At 49.9% G+C, this 17,678-nt stretch carries 14 protein-coding genes and 1 riboswitch; of the genes, 9 read left to right on the forward strand and 5 right to left on the reverse strand.

Annotation, left to right across the window (positions count from 1 at the left end; all coding sequences use genetic code 11):
* Positions 1-14 precede the first annotated feature (14 nt).
* From ACKTSG_RS02280 to lysA, 3 genes are read right to left on the reverse strand one after another with little or no spacing between them, the layout of a single operon-like run.
* Entirely contained in the window at positions 15-1,151 is a 1,137-nt protein-coding gene (locus ACKTSG_RS02280; protein ID WP_407891544.1) for an N-acetyldiaminopimelate deacetylase, read from the reverse strand.
* 3 nt (positions 1,152-1,154) lie between these two features.
* Positions 1,155-1,865, reverse strand: coding sequence for a 2,3,4,5-tetrahydropyridine-2,6-dicarboxylate N-acetyltransferase (gene dapD / locus ACKTSG_RS02285; protein WP_407891546.1), 711 nt, complete (start codon positions 1,863-1,865; stop codon positions 1,155-1,157).
* Between the two features lie 52 nt (positions 1,866-1,917).
* A complete protein-coding gene (gene lysA, locus ACKTSG_RS02290; protein WP_407891548.1) occupies positions 1,918-3,207 on the reverse strand; it encodes a diaminopimelate decarboxylase in 1,290 nt (429 codons plus the stop codon).
* Between the two features lie 82 nt (positions 3,208-3,289).
* A riboswitch (Lysine riboswitch) is annotated at positions 3,290-3,467 on the reverse strand.
* A gap of 185 nt (positions 3,468-3,652) precedes the next feature.
* On the opposite strand from lysA, the gene ACKTSG_RS02295 reads away from it, so the two are divergent.
* From ACKTSG_RS02295 to ACKTSG_RS02335, 9 genes are all read left to right on the forward strand, one after another.
* Positions 3,653-5,029 carry an aspartate kinase gene (locus tag ACKTSG_RS02295; RefSeq protein ID WP_407891550.1) on the forward strand — a complete coding sequence of 459 codons (1,377 nt, stop codon included), beginning with the start codon at positions 3,653-3,655 and terminating at the stop codon, positions 5,027-5,029.
* 2 nt (positions 5,030-5,031) lie between these two features.
* Complete coding sequence (gene dapF / locus ACKTSG_RS02300; protein ID WP_407891552.1) at positions 5,032-6,024, forward strand: diaminopimelate epimerase; 993 nt, start codon at positions 5,032-5,034, stop codon at positions 6,022-6,024.
* Positions 6,025-6,046: 22 nt separating this feature from the next.
* Positions 6,047-7,111, forward strand: coding sequence for an aspartate-semialdehyde dehydrogenase (locus ACKTSG_RS02305; protein WP_407891554.1), 1,065 nt, complete (start codon positions 6,047-6,049; stop codon positions 7,109-7,111).
* Positions 7,112-7,284: 173 nt separating this feature from the next.
* Complete coding sequence (locus ACKTSG_RS02310; protein ID WP_407891556.1) at positions 7,285-9,291, forward strand: DHH family phosphoesterase; 2,007 nt, start codon at positions 7,285-7,287, stop codon at positions 9,289-9,291.
* A 24-nt stretch (positions 9,292-9,315) separates the two neighbouring features.
* A complete protein-coding gene (gene rplI / locus ACKTSG_RS02315; RefSeq protein WP_407891558.1) occupies positions 9,316-9,771 on the forward strand; it encodes a 50S ribosomal protein L9 in 456 nt (151 codons plus the stop codon).
* 289 nt (positions 9,772-10,060) lie between these two features.
* Positions 10,061-11,449 carry a replicative DNA helicase gene (gene dnaB / locus ACKTSG_RS02320; protein ID WP_407891560.1) on the forward strand — a complete coding sequence of 463 codons (1,389 nt, stop codon included), beginning with the start codon at positions 10,061-10,063 and terminating at the stop codon, positions 11,447-11,449.
* Positions 11,450-11,486: 37 nt separating this feature from the next.
* Positions 11,487-12,644: a hypothetical protein gene (locus ACKTSG_RS02325; protein ID WP_407891562.1), complete on the forward strand. Its 1,158-nt coding sequence runs from the start codon at positions 11,487-11,489 to the stop codon at positions 12,642-12,644.
* A 164-nt stretch (positions 12,645-12,808) separates the two neighbouring features.
* Positions 12,809-14,098 (forward strand): adenylosuccinate synthase, encoded by a 1,290-nt coding sequence (locus ACKTSG_RS02330; RefSeq protein WP_407891564.1) that lies wholly within the window; start codon positions 12,809-12,811, stop codon positions 14,096-14,098.
* 240 nt (positions 14,099-14,338) lie between these two features.
* Positions 14,339-15,097, forward strand: coding sequence for an epoxyqueuosine reductase QueH (locus ACKTSG_RS02335; protein ID WP_407891566.1), 759 nt, complete (start codon positions 14,339-14,341; stop codon positions 15,095-15,097).
* 189 nt (positions 15,098-15,286) lie between these two features.
* On the opposite strand, the gene ACKTSG_RS02340 is transcribed toward ACKTSG_RS02335, so the two are convergent.
* Together ACKTSG_RS02340 and ACKTSG_RS02345 are read right to left on the reverse strand one after the other, a co-directional pair.
* Positions 15,287-17,020: an ABC transporter ATP-binding protein gene (locus tag ACKTSG_RS02340; RefSeq protein ID WP_407891568.1), complete on the reverse strand. Its 1,734-nt coding sequence runs from the start codon at positions 17,018-17,020 to the stop codon at positions 15,287-15,289.
* Positions 17,017-17,571 carry a MarR family winged helix-turn-helix transcriptional regulator gene (locus tag ACKTSG_RS02345; RefSeq protein ID WP_407891570.1) on the reverse strand — a complete coding sequence of 185 codons (555 nt, stop codon included), beginning with the start codon at positions 17,569-17,571 and terminating at the stop codon, positions 17,017-17,019. The genes ACKTSG_RS02340 and ACKTSG_RS02345 overlap by 4 nt, the downstream gene beginning before the upstream one ends.
* Positions 17,572-17,678 lie beyond the last annotated feature (107 nt).

The following is a 17,678-nucleotide window of genomic DNA, read 5'->3' on the forward strand; positions in this document are numbered from 1 at the left end:
AGGATTGCCTTCTTTCACTCACTCATGCGATGCGTCAAAAAACCGCAGATCGCTTGCACCCCTGGGGCCAACGCCGCTTCATCCGGACTTAACTCAGCTGAGTGAAGCTCATGGGTGTCATTGACGCCAAGCCAAAACATGGTGCCAGGAATTTTATTTAATAAGTAGCCAAAATCTTCGCCAGTCATCACGCCTGGCGTTTCAATAAAGTTCACGTCAGGCGCAGATTGCATGTAAGCCATGAAGTCGCGGGTCAATTCTGGGTTATTTTCTACCGGATAATAGCCGCCTTGATTCAATTCCAAGTTGACTTCACAATCAAAACTTTCCGCCACGCCTTTTGCAACTTGTTTGAGCCGGCCTTGCAAATAGCTGATCGCTTTTTGCGTGAAGCCACGCAAGGTGCCTTCGATGCGAGCATGATCCGCGATCACGTTGCGGATCGTGCCGGCTTGCAACTTGCCTAAAGTGATCACGGCTGAATCAGTTGGGGCGATATTGCGCGAGACGATGGTTTGCACTTGGGTGATGAAATAGGCAGCAGCCACCACCGCGTCGTTGGCATTTTGCGGAAACGCCGCATGCCCGCCGCGCCCGATAATATCGACATTGATTTCAGTGGTGCCGGCAAATAAGGTGCCAGGGTTGGTGCCGATCGCGCCTGCTGGCAAGTCTGGGCGATCATGCAAACCGTAGAATTCATCCACATGCCATTCATTTTCAAACACGCCGAGATCATAGGCGCGCTTGCCGCCGTATTCGGCTTCTTCAGCTGGTTGGAAGAAGAAGATCAAATCATCTTTAGGCTGCTTTTCGGCAAAATGCGCCAACACGCCAAGGGCCACGGTCATATGCATATCATGGCCACATGCATGGGCGACGCCAGGATGCTTGGAGCTAAACGCCAAGCCAGTATTTTCAGTGACTGGCAACGCGTCGATGTCAGCGCGATAGCCAATGGTGCGCTTGGGGTCAAAGCCGGCAACTTTGACTAACAAAGCCGTGGGCAGTTGTGGCACTTCGCGAATGGTCAGCCAAGTTTGCGGCAAGTTGTTGACGACTTTTAATAGGTAGGCGTGGGTTTGCGTTTCATGCAACGCCAGTTCTGGGATCTGATGTAAGTCGCGGCGAATTTGGATTAAATCGACCATGGCTTACAGCTTCCGCAAAGCGTCAACTAACGCCGTTTTGTCACGGGTCTGGTCGTTGGCGACTTTGATCACTTTGGCTGGGACCCCAGCTACAACGGCATTTTCCGGCACGTCTTCGATCACCACGGCACCAGCGGCGACCACTGCGCCTGCGCCGATTTGGATGCCTTCAAGGACGACGGCGTTGGCGCCGATCATGACGTTATCGCCGACGCGAACTGGTTCGGCACTGGCGGGTTCGATGACCCCAGCCAACACGGTACCGGCGCCGATATGGCAATGCTTGCCGACAAATGCGCGGCCACCTAATACGGCGCCCATATCGATCATGGAGCCTTCGCCGATTTCTGCGCCGATGTTGATAATGGCGCCCATCATGATCACCGCGTTATCGCCGATGGCCACTTGGTCGCGAATGATCGCGCCAGGTTCGATGCGGGCGTTAAAGTTGCGCACATCAAGCATTGGTACCCCAGTGTTGCGACCTTGCGCTTCCACCACTTGATCTGAGATCTTATCAGCATTGGCTTCTAAGACCGGTTGGATCTCAGCCCAGTCGCCGATCACCGTACCAGTGTGCTTGCAAGTGAAGTTATGCACGGATGCTGGGAAGGTCAAATCGGCGAGGTCGCCTTTGAGATAAACTTTGACTGGGGTCGTTTTCTTGGAATTGGCAATGGTGTTGATGACAGTTTGGGTATCTAAAGTTGGCATGGAAAAATTCCTTTCTTATTTAAACAGCTGAGTTGAGTTTAACGCGGCAAACTTAGTCGTAGCTTAAATCGTTTTGCGTCAGGTCAGCATAGCTTTGCCGGCGCACGACGAGTTTGGCTTGGCCATTTTCGGCAAAAACCACTGCCGGAATGGGATTGCGGTTATAATTTGACGCCATGGAGTAGCCGTAAGCCCCGCAGCTTTTAACGGCTAAGACGTCGCCTGCTTGTAATTGTGGCAAGTGGGCGTGGTCGATCAAAATGTCGCCAGATTCACAATACTTGCCGACTAAATGGACATCTTGTGTCGGTGTGGCGTTCGGGTCGTCGGCTTTGACCGCTTCATATTTGGCTTGGTATAGCGCTGGGCGTAAGTTGTCGCCCATGCCACCGTCAACGGCGATGTAAGGCCGCAAGCCTGGGACGGTTTTGCTGGAGCCTACGGTGTACAACTGGTAGCCGGCAGGGCCGACGATCGAGCGGCCCGGTTCGATCCAAACCGCTGGCAAAGCGAAAGGTAAGTTCTGCGCACGCAAGGTTTTGAGGATCGCTTCGACGAAATCTTCGGCTGGGATCGGGTCATCATCTTGGGTATAAGCGATGCCAAAGCCGCCGCCGACATTCAACACTGATGGGGTGTAGTTGAGTTGTTCGTGCCAGTCTTTCAAAATGCTGGCGAGCTTTTGGGTGGCGCCGATAAAGCCAGCGACATCAAAAATTTGGCTACCGATATGGGCGTGAATGCCTAATAAGTTGAATTGCGCGTTGGCTAAAGCTAACTTGGCCGCTTCAAGCGCTTGTCCAGAATCGACATCAAAGCCAAATTTGGAATCAGTTTGCCCAGTGGAGATATACGCGTGGGTGTGAGCGGAGATCCCAGGGGTCACCCGCAACAGGATGTCTTGGGTGCGCGTTGGCGTTTGGGCTAACAAGTCGCCTAGCAGGTCCAATTCATGGAAATTGTCGACGACGATAGTGCCAACGCCTAACGCTAAAGCTTCTGTAAGTTCTTTTTCAGATTTGTTATTGCCATGAAATGAAACATCTGCCATGGGAAAGCCAGCTTGTTGGGCGGTATACAATTCGCCGCCAGATACCACATCGACATGGCACGCTTCTTGCTTGGCGACTTGATACATGGCGATGGTAGCAAAAGCTTTTGACGCATAGCTGACGGCGTAGTTGAAGTGCTCAGCTTCAAAAACGCGTTTGAATGCACGGATCTGTTGGCGAATCGCGCTGACGTCATAAACATATAGCGGCGTTTGAAATTGCTTGGCAAGTTGTAAGCTGTCGACGCCACCGATCAACAAGTGGCCGGCATCATTTGTGGGATCTGACATAATGTTCTCCTTTGGCGAGATAAAAAAATAAGGCCCAGTTTTGGCATCTACCAAAACAAGGGTCTCATTCACTGGAGTCGATTGTTTGGATAGCGCCCCGTCGATTGTTCGACGACAGTGTAGCCGCTTTTCGCGTCTACCCCAACGACTAACGCATCCACTGCGCCAGCGTTTCGGCGACCGCCCCTTTTGCCTGAAGTCATTGCAGCGTGGACTGCTCGATCAGGTGACTCATGTAGGTCGCAACCTCTATCTCATTTATCATGAGTCTATAATAAATCCGGCGTGGCGTCAAATTTAATTTGTGAAAGTTTTTTGTACTAATAATGCCAGAAAATTGCGCATTTAATTCAAAATCTCGTGCTAGGCTTAGCTCAAAATATGTGTTAGACTTCATCACAAATCACCAAGTTCACATTGTTTTATCATGAAAGGGCGTTTAAACATGCGCGTAGTAAAATTTGGCGGCTCCAGTTTAGCCGATAGCAAACAATTCGAAAAAGTCGTGGCGATCATGCAAGCAGACCCGGCGCGTCAAGTCGTAGTCACCTCCGCACCTGGTAAACGCGAGCATGGCGACATCAAAGTCACGGACTTGTTGATCCGCTACTGTGAAGCGGTGCAAGCGCATGCTGATTTCGCCGACACTGTCGCTGAGATCGTCAGCCGCTATGCCGAAATCGCCACGCATTACCAATTAGCGCCAAGCGTGATGGCCCATATCCAAAGCGAACTTGAATCGTTGGCCACGGAACAATTTCCTGATGCTGATTATCAAATGGCAGCCTTTAAAGCGCATGGCGAAAAGCTCAACGGTTACTTGTTGACGGCGGTGTTGAATGCCAGTGGTAGCCAAGCCTTTTACGGCGAGCCAAAAACCATCGGCTTAGTGGTGTTAGACGAACCCAATGACGCTGAAGTCCAGGCGCAAACATACGCTAATTTGGCCAAGTTCGATCGCCAAGCCGGAATTTTGGTGGTACCAGGGTTTTACGGGTATACTGAAGCCGGTCGCATCGCCACCTTTTCTCGCGGCGGGTCAGACATCACCGGGGCGATTTTAAGTCGCGGGTTCAATGCGGATCTGTATGAGAACTTCACTGATGTCGACGGGGTATTTGCCGCGGATCCGCGCGTGGTGAAAAACCCAGCCCCGATCGCCAAAATGACTTATCGGGAAATGCGGGAACTGTCATACGGCGGCTTTGGGGTGTTTCATGATGAAGCGATCTTGCCAGCGATCGACGGGCAGATCCCGATCAACTTGAAAAACACCAACCACCCAACGCATGCCGGCACCATGATCGTCCCAGAAGCGGGATTCACCCCGCAGCATGCAGTGACTGGTATCGTGTCATCAGATCATTTCTCGGCGATCTACTTGCATCGTTACTTGTTAAACAAAGAAGTCGGCTTCACCTTGAAGCTCTTGCAGATCTTTTATGCCCATGGCATCAATTATGAACATATGCCCAGTGGGATCGATGATTTAACGATCATTTTCGATAATCGCCAATTGACGCCGCAACTGCGCACGACCTTATGCCAAGAGATCCAAGCCAAAATGCATCCCGATGTCTTGCAATGGATCGATGATTACGCCATCACCATGGTAGTCGGCGAAGGGATGGCCAAACGCATCGGGTTGATCCAACGGGTCTTGACGCCTTTGGTAATGGCCAATGTCCATGTCACCATGATCAACGAGGGGGCCAGTCAGATCTCTTTGATGTTAGGCACCTCTAAAACCCAAGCCAACACCGCAGTGCAAGCGATCTATAACGCCTTTTTCATTCCCGTCAATCAACAAATGGAGGAATAAGCATGGCTCAATTATTCAAAGTCCACGGCTCGATGAATCAATTCTTCTTGCTGGACCAAACCCAATTTGAAACGCCGCTGCCAGCCAACACGTTGGTCGAATTGACCAAAACCATCACTGCTAAAGACGGGTTGCTTAACGGCGCTGACGGCTTGTTGGTGGTATCTGCAGACGACCACGCCGCTGGGCGGATGACCGTGATCAATGCTGATGGGACTTACGCCAAAATGTGTGGCAACGGCTTGCGTACTGTTTCGCGGTATTTGGCTGAAAAAACCGGCCAAAGCGACTTTGTGGTCCAAACTGCCGAATCCGCTTTGCGCGTGCATCAAAGTGCCGACTTGGCCAAAGGCGTACCAGCTTTTGGCGTGGAGATCTCACCAGTTAGCTTTAAAGCGGCCGACTTGCCTTTTGCCCAGCTTGGCCATGATGAGATCATCGATCAAGTGTTACCTGAAATTCACCCTAGCTTTAAGTTCACTGCCATTGCCGTGCCGAACCCACATTTGATCGCATTTGTTTCTGAAGCAGAGTTGAATGGCATGGCGATCGGAGAGATCGGCAAGCGCTTGAATGCACCCAACCCTTATTTCCCAGAAGGTGTCAATGTCACCTTTGCTGCCATCATGGGACCGCAAACCATTTTTGCACGAACTTATGAACGTGGCGTAGGCTTCACCAACGCTTGTGGGACAGGGATGTCAGCGACGACTTTGGCGCTGGTGTTGACTCATCCAGACGTCGCCCAACTGGATCAATTGATCACCGTGTATAATCCTGGCGGTAAGGTCCAAACCAATGTCCATCGTGAAAATGGGCAATATTGGATCGAATTGATCGGCAATGCCACAGTGACACATGAGATCCAGATCCCAGACGCCAGTTTACAAGCAGGCAATTTTGCTAAGGCGACGACGCGTGAAACTGGCGAGCAAGCTGATTATGAACGCTTCGTTGCCGGGTTGCCGGTGCATGGCTTAGTGAAGACAATTTAAATTTTTGGAGGAACGAAATATTATGAGTGGCTATCATGTAGCAGTCGTTGGTGCAACCGGTGCCGTGGGGACACGGATGTTGAAGATGGTGGCGCAATCGCCACTACCGATCGCAAGTGTCAAAGCCTTGGCGTCCAAGCGTTCTGCTGGCAAAAAGTTGGCATACGGCGATGGCGAATTAACCGTTGAAGAATTGACTGATGATTCATTTGCCGGTATCGATATTGCGCTGTTTTCTGCTGGCGGGTCGGTGTCCAAGCGTTTTGCGCCGAGTGCCGTTAAAGCTGGCGCGATCGTGGTGGATAACACCAGCGCTTTTCGGATGGAACCAGACATTCCGCTGGTGGTACCAGAAGTTAACCCAGAAGCGTTGCGGACGCATCATGGCATCATTGCCAACCCGAACTGTTCCACGATCCAAATGGTGGTAGCGTTGGAGCCGATCCGCAAGGCATTTGGCCTCAAGCGCATCATGGTGTCGACTTATCAAGCGGTCGGTGGCGCTGGCCAGCGCGCGTTGAATGAATTGGCTGCAGAATCTCAAGCATATTTAGACGGGGATGTCACTAAAGTTACCCCAGAGATCTTGCCAACTGCAGGCGATAAGAAGCATTACCAAATGGCCTTTAACTTATTGCCGCAAATCGACGTGTTTGAAGACGATGCTTACACCCATGAAGAATGGAAAATGATCCATGAAACCAAAAAGATCATGCAAGGCGACATGGACGACCCTGACTTAAAAGTCACCGCCACTTGTGTCCGCGTGCCAGTACCGGTATCTCATGGTGAAGAAGTGTACTTTGAAGTTGAAGATCAAAATGTCACCGCAGATCAGATCCGTGAAGTCTTAACTGGCGCGCCTGGCGTGATCGTTCAAGATGACCCCGCTCATCAGATCTACCCACAACCAGCCATTGCTGAAGGCACCCGCGAAGTTTACGTCGGTCGCATTCGTGAAGATGCTGAAAATCCTGGCTTTTTCCACTTGTGGAATGTGTCTGACAACTTGTTGAAAGGCGCCGCTTGGAACTCCATGCAAATCGCCGAAACCATGGATGCCATGGGTTTGATCCAACCAAAATAAGCATTTTTCGATCAGCCATCTTTGCGGATGGCTTTTTGTATGGCAAGCGAGCTTGGTAAATTGGATGACAGGACAACTTTTGAAGCGCTACCAGGCTTTCACTTGGTGACTGTGGTAAAATGACTTAAGAATTGGTTAATCCAGATCACGTTTTCGAAAGGCAGTTTGTGCGCATGAAGAATTTTCTCGCTAAGGTCAAATTTCCAGCATTTCTGGAAGACATCCGCTTGCGCTATACCGCAGGGGTGATGGTGGTGTTGGCCGTTTTAGTGGTGATCGTTGCCAGCTTTATCAAGCCCGCTTTGGCGTTATTGATGTTACTGTTTTTGCTGGGTTTGGTGGCGTCAGTGTTTTATGGATTGGTGACGATCTCCAACAATACCAATAAATATATTTCCAACTTGGCTTATCGCATCAAGCGTGGGGAACAAGAAGCCTTGATCAAAATGCCAGTGGGGATCTTGTTGTATGACAAAGACCTCACTGTCGAATGGGCCAACCCTTACTTACAACAATATTTTGATGACAACGACTTATTAGGCCAAAAACTCGGCGATATTGACGCTGAATTAGGCAAATTAGTGGCTGATAACCTTGATACCAATGAGTTACAAACCATTCGCTGGGCCGATCATGATTTTGAAATGATCATTCAAAAGTCCATCGGCGTGGTTTATTTGATGGACATCACCCGCTATGCCAAAATCGAAGCCCGCGCGGAGAATGAACGCGTGGTGATCGGGCAGATCTTTTTGGATAACTATGATGAGATCACCCAAACTTTGGATGATCAAACAGTCACTAACTTGAATTCTTATGTCACCAACCAGTTGTCAGATTGGGCCAGTGACTACCACATGTTCGTCAAGCGCATTGCCAACGACCGCTTTTTGCTGGTGGCTTATGTCCAAGCATTGCAAGAAGTAGAAGCGGATAAGTTCAAGATCTTGGATACCATCCGTGTTGAAACTTCCAAGCAGAACTATCCACTGACGTTATCTGTCGGGATCGCGTATGGCGATTCGGACTTGGCGCGTTTGGCCATCACCTCACAATCCAACTTGGATCTGGCGTTAGGCCGCGGTGGCGACCAAGTGGTGGTCAGAGCCAAAGGCGAACAAGCCCGCTTTTATGGCGGCAAAACCAACCCGATGGCCAAGCGGACCCGCGTTCGGGCGCGGATGATCTCACAAGCTTTGCAAGAATTGTTCAAACAAACCGACAAGATCTTTGTGGTCGGCCATCAACAACCTGATATGGATGCCGTTGGCGCGGCTTTAGGCATTCGGCGCATTGCACAAATGAATGGCAAAGAGTGTTACGTGGTGATCAATCCAGAACAACTCCATTCTGATGTGGAGCGGTTGATGGGCCGCGTGGGCCAAGATCCTGAAATCGCCAATGCCATCGTGACCCCAGAAGCGGCGCTGGCGCAAGCCACCAGCCAAAGCTTATTGGTGATGGTGGATCACTCCAAGCCGTCGATCACGACTGCCCCGCAATTATATGATCGCTTAGCGGCACGCACTGTGATCATCGACCACCATCGTCGCGGTGAAGAATTCCCAGAAAATCCGATGCTGGTATATATCGAACCTTATGCCAGCTCGACTTGTGAGTTGATCACAGAAATGTTTGAGTATCAACCAACTAATACCAGCGGCGTGTCCAAGCTTGAAGCCACGGCGATGTTAGCTGGGATCACGGTTGACACCAAGTCGTTTTCACTGCGGACTGGGACGCGGACGTTTGATGCGGCATCATATCTGCGCTCAGTTGGCGCAGATGGGTTGTTGGCGCAGAACTTATTGAAAGAATCCGTCGACAGCTACATTCAAAAGAATCACTTGATCGATAGCGTTGAAATGATCAGTGACAATATGGCATTATGTACAGGTGAAGAAAGCACGCCTTATGACCCTGTGATCGCAGCGCAAGCAGCGGATACTTTGTTGTCGTTAAGTGGCATTGATGCCAGCTTCGTGATCACTAGACGCCCAGATTCACGCGTCGGCATTTCCGCGCGGAGTCTTGGCGATATCAACGTCCAAGTGATCATGGAACAACTTGGTGGTGGCGGTCATTTGTCTAATGCGGCCACGCAAATCGAAGGCGAATCTGTGGCCCAAACCAAAGCCAAGCTGATCGACACGATCAAAACTGTCGAAGCGCAAGAATAAGCGTGCTAAAAGGAGGAACCAATCATGAAAGTTATTTTTACTCAAGATGTTCGTGGTAAAGGCAACCGCGGCGAAGTCAAAGAAGTACCAGATGGCTATGCCCAGAACTTTTTGATCAAAAACGGCAAAGCCAAACCGGCCACCCCTCAAGCTATGAGCGCTTTACGCGGTCAACAACGCTTGGAAGAGAAAAAAGAAGCTGAACATAAAGCAGAAGCCGAAAGCATCAAAGCGCTGTTAGAAGACGATAAGCATATCGTTGAGATCCAATCCAAAGCCGGCGAAGATTCTCGCTTGTTTGGTTCGATCCCGTCCAAGCAGATCGCTCAAGCATTGGATAAGCAATACCAGATCAAAGTCGACAAGCGCAAAATGGACTTGCCAGAGCCGATCAAGACGCTCGGCTACCGTAATGTGAAGATCAGCTTGTATCCTGGTGTGGATGCCACCATCCGCGTACACATCACCCCACAAAACTAACAGGCTGCGTTGCAAAACGCGACTAAATAGGCTGCGTTACAACGCGGTTTTAGCCCAACTCACAAGCGCCTTTGTGCCATGTATTCGTTTGAATGCGCGGTGCAAAGGCGTTTTTATATCTGAACGTGACGTGACAATTCGTGACTGTACCTTGATCCTTGAGCCGAATATTGTTTTAACAAGGCGTCTTTTTGGCCGCTGACTTCGGCGAGTTGTCTGGTTGCGCCACAAGGTTTTCTAACGTAAACTGGATGGGATGAATCGATTCGTTTAATAAGGAGCGCGCGTATTGGATAATCAGCCACAGATCCGGCGGACACCGCCGTTTAACAAAGAAGCTGAAGAAGCCGTTTTAGGTGGGATCTTTTTAAATCCCAAAAAATATATCGATGCTGCCGATTACATCACGGCAGACGATTTTTATATGCGCGCCCATCGCTTGATTTTTGCGGCGATGACCGCATTGAATGATCGCGAATCAGTGATCGACTTGGTTACGGTGCAAGATTATTTAGACAGCCACAACCAGCTGGAAGACGCAGGCGGCATCGCGGCAGTGGTGGAATTAGCCGACGCTGTTCCAAGCGCGTCAAGCATCGTGTATTATGCCAAGATCGTCGCTGAAAAGGCGCAACTGCGCCGTTTGATCGATACGGCAGAAAGTATTGCCGAACGTGGCTATAATGACCAAGCTGACGTGCCAGCGCTTTTGGAAACCGCGTCTGATGAAATGCTGCAAGTCGCCGATACCACTAACCGTTCTGGTTTTCGGCCGATCAAAGACATTTTGAACCAAGCGATGACTGACATCGACAAACTCTACCAGAATGATTCTGATGTCACTGGTTTGCCGACTGGGTTCAAAGATCTGGATAAGATCACCACTGGGTTGCATGAAGGTGAATTGGTGATCATCGGTGCGCGGCCGGCAATGGGGAAAACCGCTTTTGTGTTGAACATCATGCAAAATGTCGGCACCAAAACCAACAAAACGGTTGCCATGTTTTCTTTGGAAATGGGCGCCGAACAGCTGATCAACCGGATGCTGTGTTCAGAAGGGTCCATCGATGCCAACCACTTGCGTACTGGGCAACTGAACGAAGAAGAATGGCAGAACTTAATGGTGGCCATGGGTAGTTTGAGCCAAGCCAGCATTTATATCGATGATACCCCAGGCGTGCGCATGGCGCAGATCCGCTCGCAATGCATGAAGCTGGCCCAAGAACAAGATCTAGGGTTGGTGATCGTCGATTATTTGCAGCTGATTGAAGGCTCTGGCCAAGAAAACCGCCAACAAGAAGTGTCTGCCGTGTCGCGGGGCTTGAAAAAGCTGGCCAAAGAACTGGGTTGCCCAGTGATCGCCTTGTCACAATTAGGGCGTGGCGTGGAACAGCGCCAAGATAAGCGCCCAGTGCTATCGGATATTCGTGAATCTGGTTCTATCGAACAAGATGCCGATATCGTCGCCTTTTTATATCGTGATGATTATTATCGCGATGGCGGCGAAGGTGATAGTGGCGATGACGATGACAACAGCGGCGAAGACACTGACAGCAATGTTGGCGAAGTTGAAGTGATCATTGAAAAGAACCGTTCTGGGGCGCGTGGTACCGTGAAGTTGTTATTTGTGAAATCTTATAACAAGTTCAGCACCATCGCTTATCAACCAGCACCGTAATTTCCCGGGAAATATATTGAAAGGTGGCGAGCCACATTTGGATGCCATATTAATGAGTTTGATGACTGCGCTGAACGAAGGGTTGATGATCAACGTTTATCAGCGCGATACCGATGATTTTTATACCGGTTATGTTCGAGCACTAGGCAATAATGCGGTGATTTTAGCCACATATAATGACGCTGGGATCGATGACGGGTCAGTGTGGCTGAATTTTGCAGCAATCGCGCAAGTCGAATTTGCCGGCGTCGATCTTGACGACATGCAATTTCGCATCAGCGTCGCCGAATCAGAACATTTTCTGTCGTTATCCGGTCAAGAAAAGCCGTTGAAATTCGACACCACCTCTGACTTGTTAGGCCAGTTGGTCACCCAAGTCAAAGCCAGCAAGCAAGTGGTGATGGTGATCTTAGCGGATGACGACGCGTATTTAGAAGGCCAAGTGCTCAGCGTGGCCGACGATCATTTCCAGTTCAACGTGTTTAACAAGTTCAACTTCACAGACAAGCGGGAAATGACGATCGATTATTCTGACGTGTTGGTGGTGGAATTTCAAGGTCTCGATTTGCGCCAAGAAACGGCTTTGGTCAGCCAGCGTGAGTCGCTACACCATGTGAAGTCAGCGCTGATCCCCAATGACGGCCAACTTGGCGAGATCTTCGCTGACGCGATGGGGACTGGCCAAATGCTGGCGGTAATGCCAAAAGGTGCCGAAGATCAGTTCTTTGTTGGCACGGTGAAAGCTTTGAACGCTGATACCGTGGTGTTGAGCTTAAAAGACATGGCGGCACAATTCGGCGGGTATGTGGCGATCCGGCTGCCGGCGATCCAAAGCATCACCACTGCCAGCGACTACTTACAAACGGTGAAATTTTATGAACAGTGGGACATTGATCACCACTTCACCCAACAGCCAGTATTGAATGCTGATCGTGAATTTGATTCTTCAGATGATCTGATCCCTGGCTTAGTCGCGTCTGCGGCGGCATTTTCGCGGGTGATCCGTATTCGCGTGGCGGATATGGACGAACATTTACTCGGCTATCCGGCGCAGTTGACGGCCACTGGTTTTATGATGAATTTGGTGAATGAAGAGGCCGGCCAACAAGTGCCGGTGCGGTTTGACGCGGTGTTGGAATTAGCTTTTGGCCATATTTATGCCTACTTGCAAGGAGCCTTGGACCACCGTGAGTGATTCGGTAATTTAATCGATAATAGCGACCCGGACAAATTTTGTTCGGGTTTTTACTTACAATTAAAAAAATGCTAATAGAATATTCGGGTTTTGGCTTGTATCCCGTGCGCAGACTTGGTAGAATAGCCAATGGCAGTTAGTCATACTCAAAGGAGCGAGCACACATGGGAACAGTAGTTGTTGTAGGCACACAATGGGGCGATGAAGGCAAAGGGAAGATCACCGATTTTCTCAGCCAAGGCGCCAAGATCATCAGCCGCTATCAAGGCGGTGACAATGCGGGGCACACGATTCACTCCAAAGGCCAAGTGTACAAATTACGCCTGATCCCTAGTGGCATTTTGTATCCGCATCAGTTGTCCGTCATTGGTAACGGCGTGGTGGTCAATCCTAAGAGCCTGGTCGAAGAATTGGCTTATTTGAAGGCCAAAGGCGTCGACGGCAAAAACTTGCGCATTTCCGATCGCGCGCATGTGATCTTGCCTTACCATATCGCCTTGGATACCTTACAAGAAGCCGCTAAAGGCGACAACAAAATCGGTACCACCAACCGTGGCATCGGCCCAGCTTATATGGACAAAGCCAGCCGGGTGGGCATTCGCATTGCCGATCTTTTAGACAAAGAGATCTTTGCGCAACGCCTGAAAGCAAACTTGGATGAAAAAAATCAGGAATTCACCAAGTTATACGGCGCCGAACCGATGAAATTCGATGATATTTTTGAAGAATATTACGGTTATGGCCAACAGATCAAACAATATGTCACCGATACGTCTGTGGTGTTGAACGATGCCATTGATGCGGGTGAAAATGTGTTGTTTGAAGGCGCGCAAGGCGTGATGTTGGATATCGACCAAGGCACTTATCCTTTTGTCACCAGCTCAAACCCTGCCGGTGGCGTGACCATCGGGGCCGGCGTTGGCGCTTCGAAGATCGATCGCGTGGTCGGTGTCGCCAAAGCTTACACCTCTCGTGTCGGCGATGGCCCATTCCCAACTGAACTAAATGACGAAGATGGCAACTTCATTCGCGAAGCTGGCCACGAATACGGCACCGTCACTGGCCGGCCGCGGCGTGTGGGTTGGTTTGACGCTGTGGTGGTCCGCCATTCTCGCCGCGTGGCTGGGGTCACGGATCTGTGCTTGAACTCCATTGACGTGTTGACAGGTTTGAAAACCGTGAAGATCTGCACGGCTTACGAACGCAACGGCGAAACGATCTATCACTATCCCGCCTCTTTGAAGCAATTGGCCGAATGCAAGCCGGTTTACGAAGAAATGCCTGGTTGGGATGAAGACATCACCGGTGCCAAAACGCTGGCAGATCTCCCAGAAGCGGCACGCAACTATGTCAAGCGCATCGCTGAGTTGATCAACGTGGACTTGTTGACGTTCTCAGTGGGCCCAGATCGTGACCAAACCAATATTTTGGAAAACATTTGGGACAAGTTCTAATGTAAAAATCGCCTCACCTTGTCGAAAATCTCGGCTAGGTGAGGCGATTTTGATTTTATTGGCAATGTTTTGGGGTTTTAGGTAAAACCAGTCCGAGTAAGCTGATCATCACCAAGATGCTGATGATCGCAAGCAACATATCCATACAGACCTCCTGTTTGTAGGTGACAGGGCTTTTAATTGTTCTGAAGGTACTTTTTTCTTGGCTGTGGTACACTAATGGTCTAAGGAGTGGTGACGATGCTGGAATATGATGCGATCAAAGCGCAATTTGAAGTGGGTCAAAAAATCAATTTTGATCTGATCTTGCAACAGGTGATCAAGACTTGGGATCATCGGCCTAAAATCATGTTGCACTCTTGTTGTGCGCCTTGTTCCACTTATACGTTGGAATATCTCACCCAACACGCTGATGTGACGGTGTATTACGATAATCCCAACATCCACCCGCGGATGGAATATGAACGCCGCAAGCTGGTCCAACAGCGCTTCATCTCTGATTTCAACGAAGCCACTGGCAATCATGTGCAGTTCATGGCGTCAGATTACAAACCTAGCGAATGGCTGGCAGTCACCAAGTCGCTGAAAGACGAGCCAGAAGGTGGCGCGCGCTGTCATGTGTGCTACCAATTCCGTTTGGATCGCGTCGCCAAGAAAGCCCAAGAGCTGGGATTTGACTACTTTGGCAGTGCCTTGACCATTTCGCCACACAAAGATGCACAAGTGATCAATGAAGAAGGCTTGGAGATCCAGCATTTTTACAATGTTTCCTATTTGCCTAGTGACTTTAAAAAACGCGGCGGTTATGCGCGCTCAGTGCAAATGTCTGAAGACTACAATGTGTATCGTCAGTGCTATTGCGGTTGCTTGTTTGCCGCCAAGCAACAAGGCGTCGACTTGGCGCAAGTCAATCGTGAAGCCACGGCATTTGTCAAAGCCCATCAACATGAAAACTTCGACCATATTCAATTTCACATTGAACAGCCTGCTAATGCCTGAATCAAAATCGGACCACGACATCATTGAATGTCACGAAATGAATCCGACAATTACCGAGATGTACGCGCCATAAAGCAACGCATTTGAGTAGAAGAGTCCTGCCAAGCAAATCCTAAATTCGGGATTTACTCGGCAGGACTCTTCCACTCTATGCTAAAAACGCTTTATGGCTCAGCCGCGATTTTTGCGTTACGCGGCAAATTGGTTTTGCACATATTCATGGTAAAGCGCGTGCGTTTTCAAGAGTTGGTCATGTGGGCCGTGACCGGAAACATGGCCGTTTTCGATAAAGTAGATCTCGTCGGCATCCACGATCGTTGATAAGCGATGCGCGATCACTAACGTCGTGCGGCCTTTCATCAGTTGGGCGAGGGCTTTTTGCACCATCATTTCTGATTCTGAATCCAAGCTGGCAGTGGCTTCATCTAGCATCAACAGCTTCGGATCGCGTAAAAAGGCGCGTGCGATCGCCAAACGTTGCCGCTGACCACCAGAGACTTTAATCCCGCGTTCGCCAACTTGGGTATCCAAGCCTTTGGACATTTGGTGCACGAATTCATCTGCGTAAGCCAACTTTAACACCGCCCATAATTGGTCGTCGCTGTAATGGTCACTTAAGCCATACGTTAAGTTATAGCGGATCGTGCCAGCCATGATCGCCGCGTCTTGAGACACCAAGCCGATTTGATCGCGCCAATGGGTCAAATTCACCGCTTGCGCATTTTGATGACCGATCAACACTTGACCAGCGTCTGGTTGATAATAGCGCTCCAGCAAGCTGAACACAGTTGATTTGCCGCCACCAGAAGGGCCGACGAACGCCACCACTGAGTTCGGTTTGGCTTCAAAACTGAGATCTTGCAATACCTTTTCCCCGGCCTCATAAGCAAAATCAACATGTTGCATGGCAATGGTTTGACCCTCTAACGGGATGTCCGCGCCAGTGCGTTGATCTTCAACCGGTTGTGCTAGCAGTTCTTGAATGCGTTCTGTGGCGCCGCTGGTTTTGGCCAAGGTGGTGAAGAATTGTCCTAGCGCCATCACTGGGCCAAGCATTTGAAACAAATACATCAAAAACCCCAACATGGTCCCGATCGTCATCGACCCAGCTAACACGCGATGCGCGCCATAAGCCAAGACGCCTAAGATCACGGCCATCATGGCGCCAGTCATCAACGGGCCGGCGATGGAATCATAGATTGCTTCTTTTAACCCGATACGATAGAGCTGATCGATTTGTTGGCTGCCGGCTTGGTTTTCTTGATTTTCGGCGTTAGATGATTTCACCAAGCGCACTTCACTTAAGATCTCGCCGGCTTCACCATTGAAGTCTGCCAAGGCGTCTTGGCGCGCACGGCCGATTTTGCGCGACTGCCTAGCGACAGGCATCATCACGATCATCACTAAAGGCACGGCGATGAACATGATCGCCGTCATCCGCCAATCCATGACCAGCATCAACACCAACGCCCCGATCAGCTGCAATAAGCTGGTCATTAAATTCGGCAAGGTGTTGGCTAATAACTGTTTGACTTGGCTGGAATCATTGACTAAGCGCGAGGACAACACGCCGGATTTTTTCGTGTCGAAATAGCTAACTGGTAAATGCAGCAGCTTATCCCATAACTGGCGCCGCAGCTTGGCCACGACATCTTCGCCAAAAAAGCCTAAAATCGTGCCAGATCCAGCTGAGATCAAGGCACTGATCAAAAACACCCCGACGACCGCGACCATCAGCCCCACATTGAGGTGTTGGCCCAGCTGGTTGATCAAATTTTTGGCAAATTGCGGCACGATCAAATTCCCAGCAGTGGCGATCATGCCTAAACCGATGCCAACGCCCAGCTGCCAATATTTGGGGTGAATGATTTTGATCAACGTCAAAAAGGCCCGCCGATCAAAAGCTTTTGCGTGTGGTTTCATTCATGCCTCCGATCAAACCATGCGCCACCAAAAGGCTGCCCGGAAAAGCGGTCAAATTGATGGTGCCAGCGGTGGGCTTGTTGCATCAAGTCGCGCCAGTCTTCACTAGATTCGTCTAAACCCGCTATCAGCTTTTGCAGCAGTTGCCGCAATTGTGCTTGTTCTAAATCAGATAAGGTGGCAAAGCAGGTTTGGGAGAAATCATTTTGTAATTGGCTGGCGCCTTTGAGAAAAGCGCGCCCGTCATCAGTCAAAAAGATCTTGCTGACGCGCTTGTCGTCAGCGTCAGCTAAGCGTTCGACAAATTTGGCGTCAAGGAGCTTCTTGACTAACGCCGACACGGAACTTGGCCGAATGTCGAGCTCCACGGCGATCTCAGTGTTCGTCAAGCCATCATGTTCGTTTAATAAACGTAACAGGCGCACTTGGCCACGGTGAGCTTGACCATGCGCATCACGGGCATAGCGCGTGCGTAAGGCAGCAGACACAAAGGTGCGATTTTCCAGTAAGCGGCCAAATAAAGCCAATAGTGCTTGGGTATCTTCAGTCATTTTAGACCTCCAAGTTAGTTAGGTTACCTTTTTTGAAACTAACGATCAACGTTGCTCAGTATAGTTAGTTAGGATTTGTTTGTCAACACTAACTAATTATCTTTGGG

Origin of the sequence: Lacticaseibacillus salsurae (assembly GCF_045862175.1) — a bacterium.
Classification (GTDB): Bacteria; Bacillota; Bacilli; order Lactobacillales; family Lactobacillaceae; genus Lacticaseibacillus; species Lacticaseibacillus salsurae.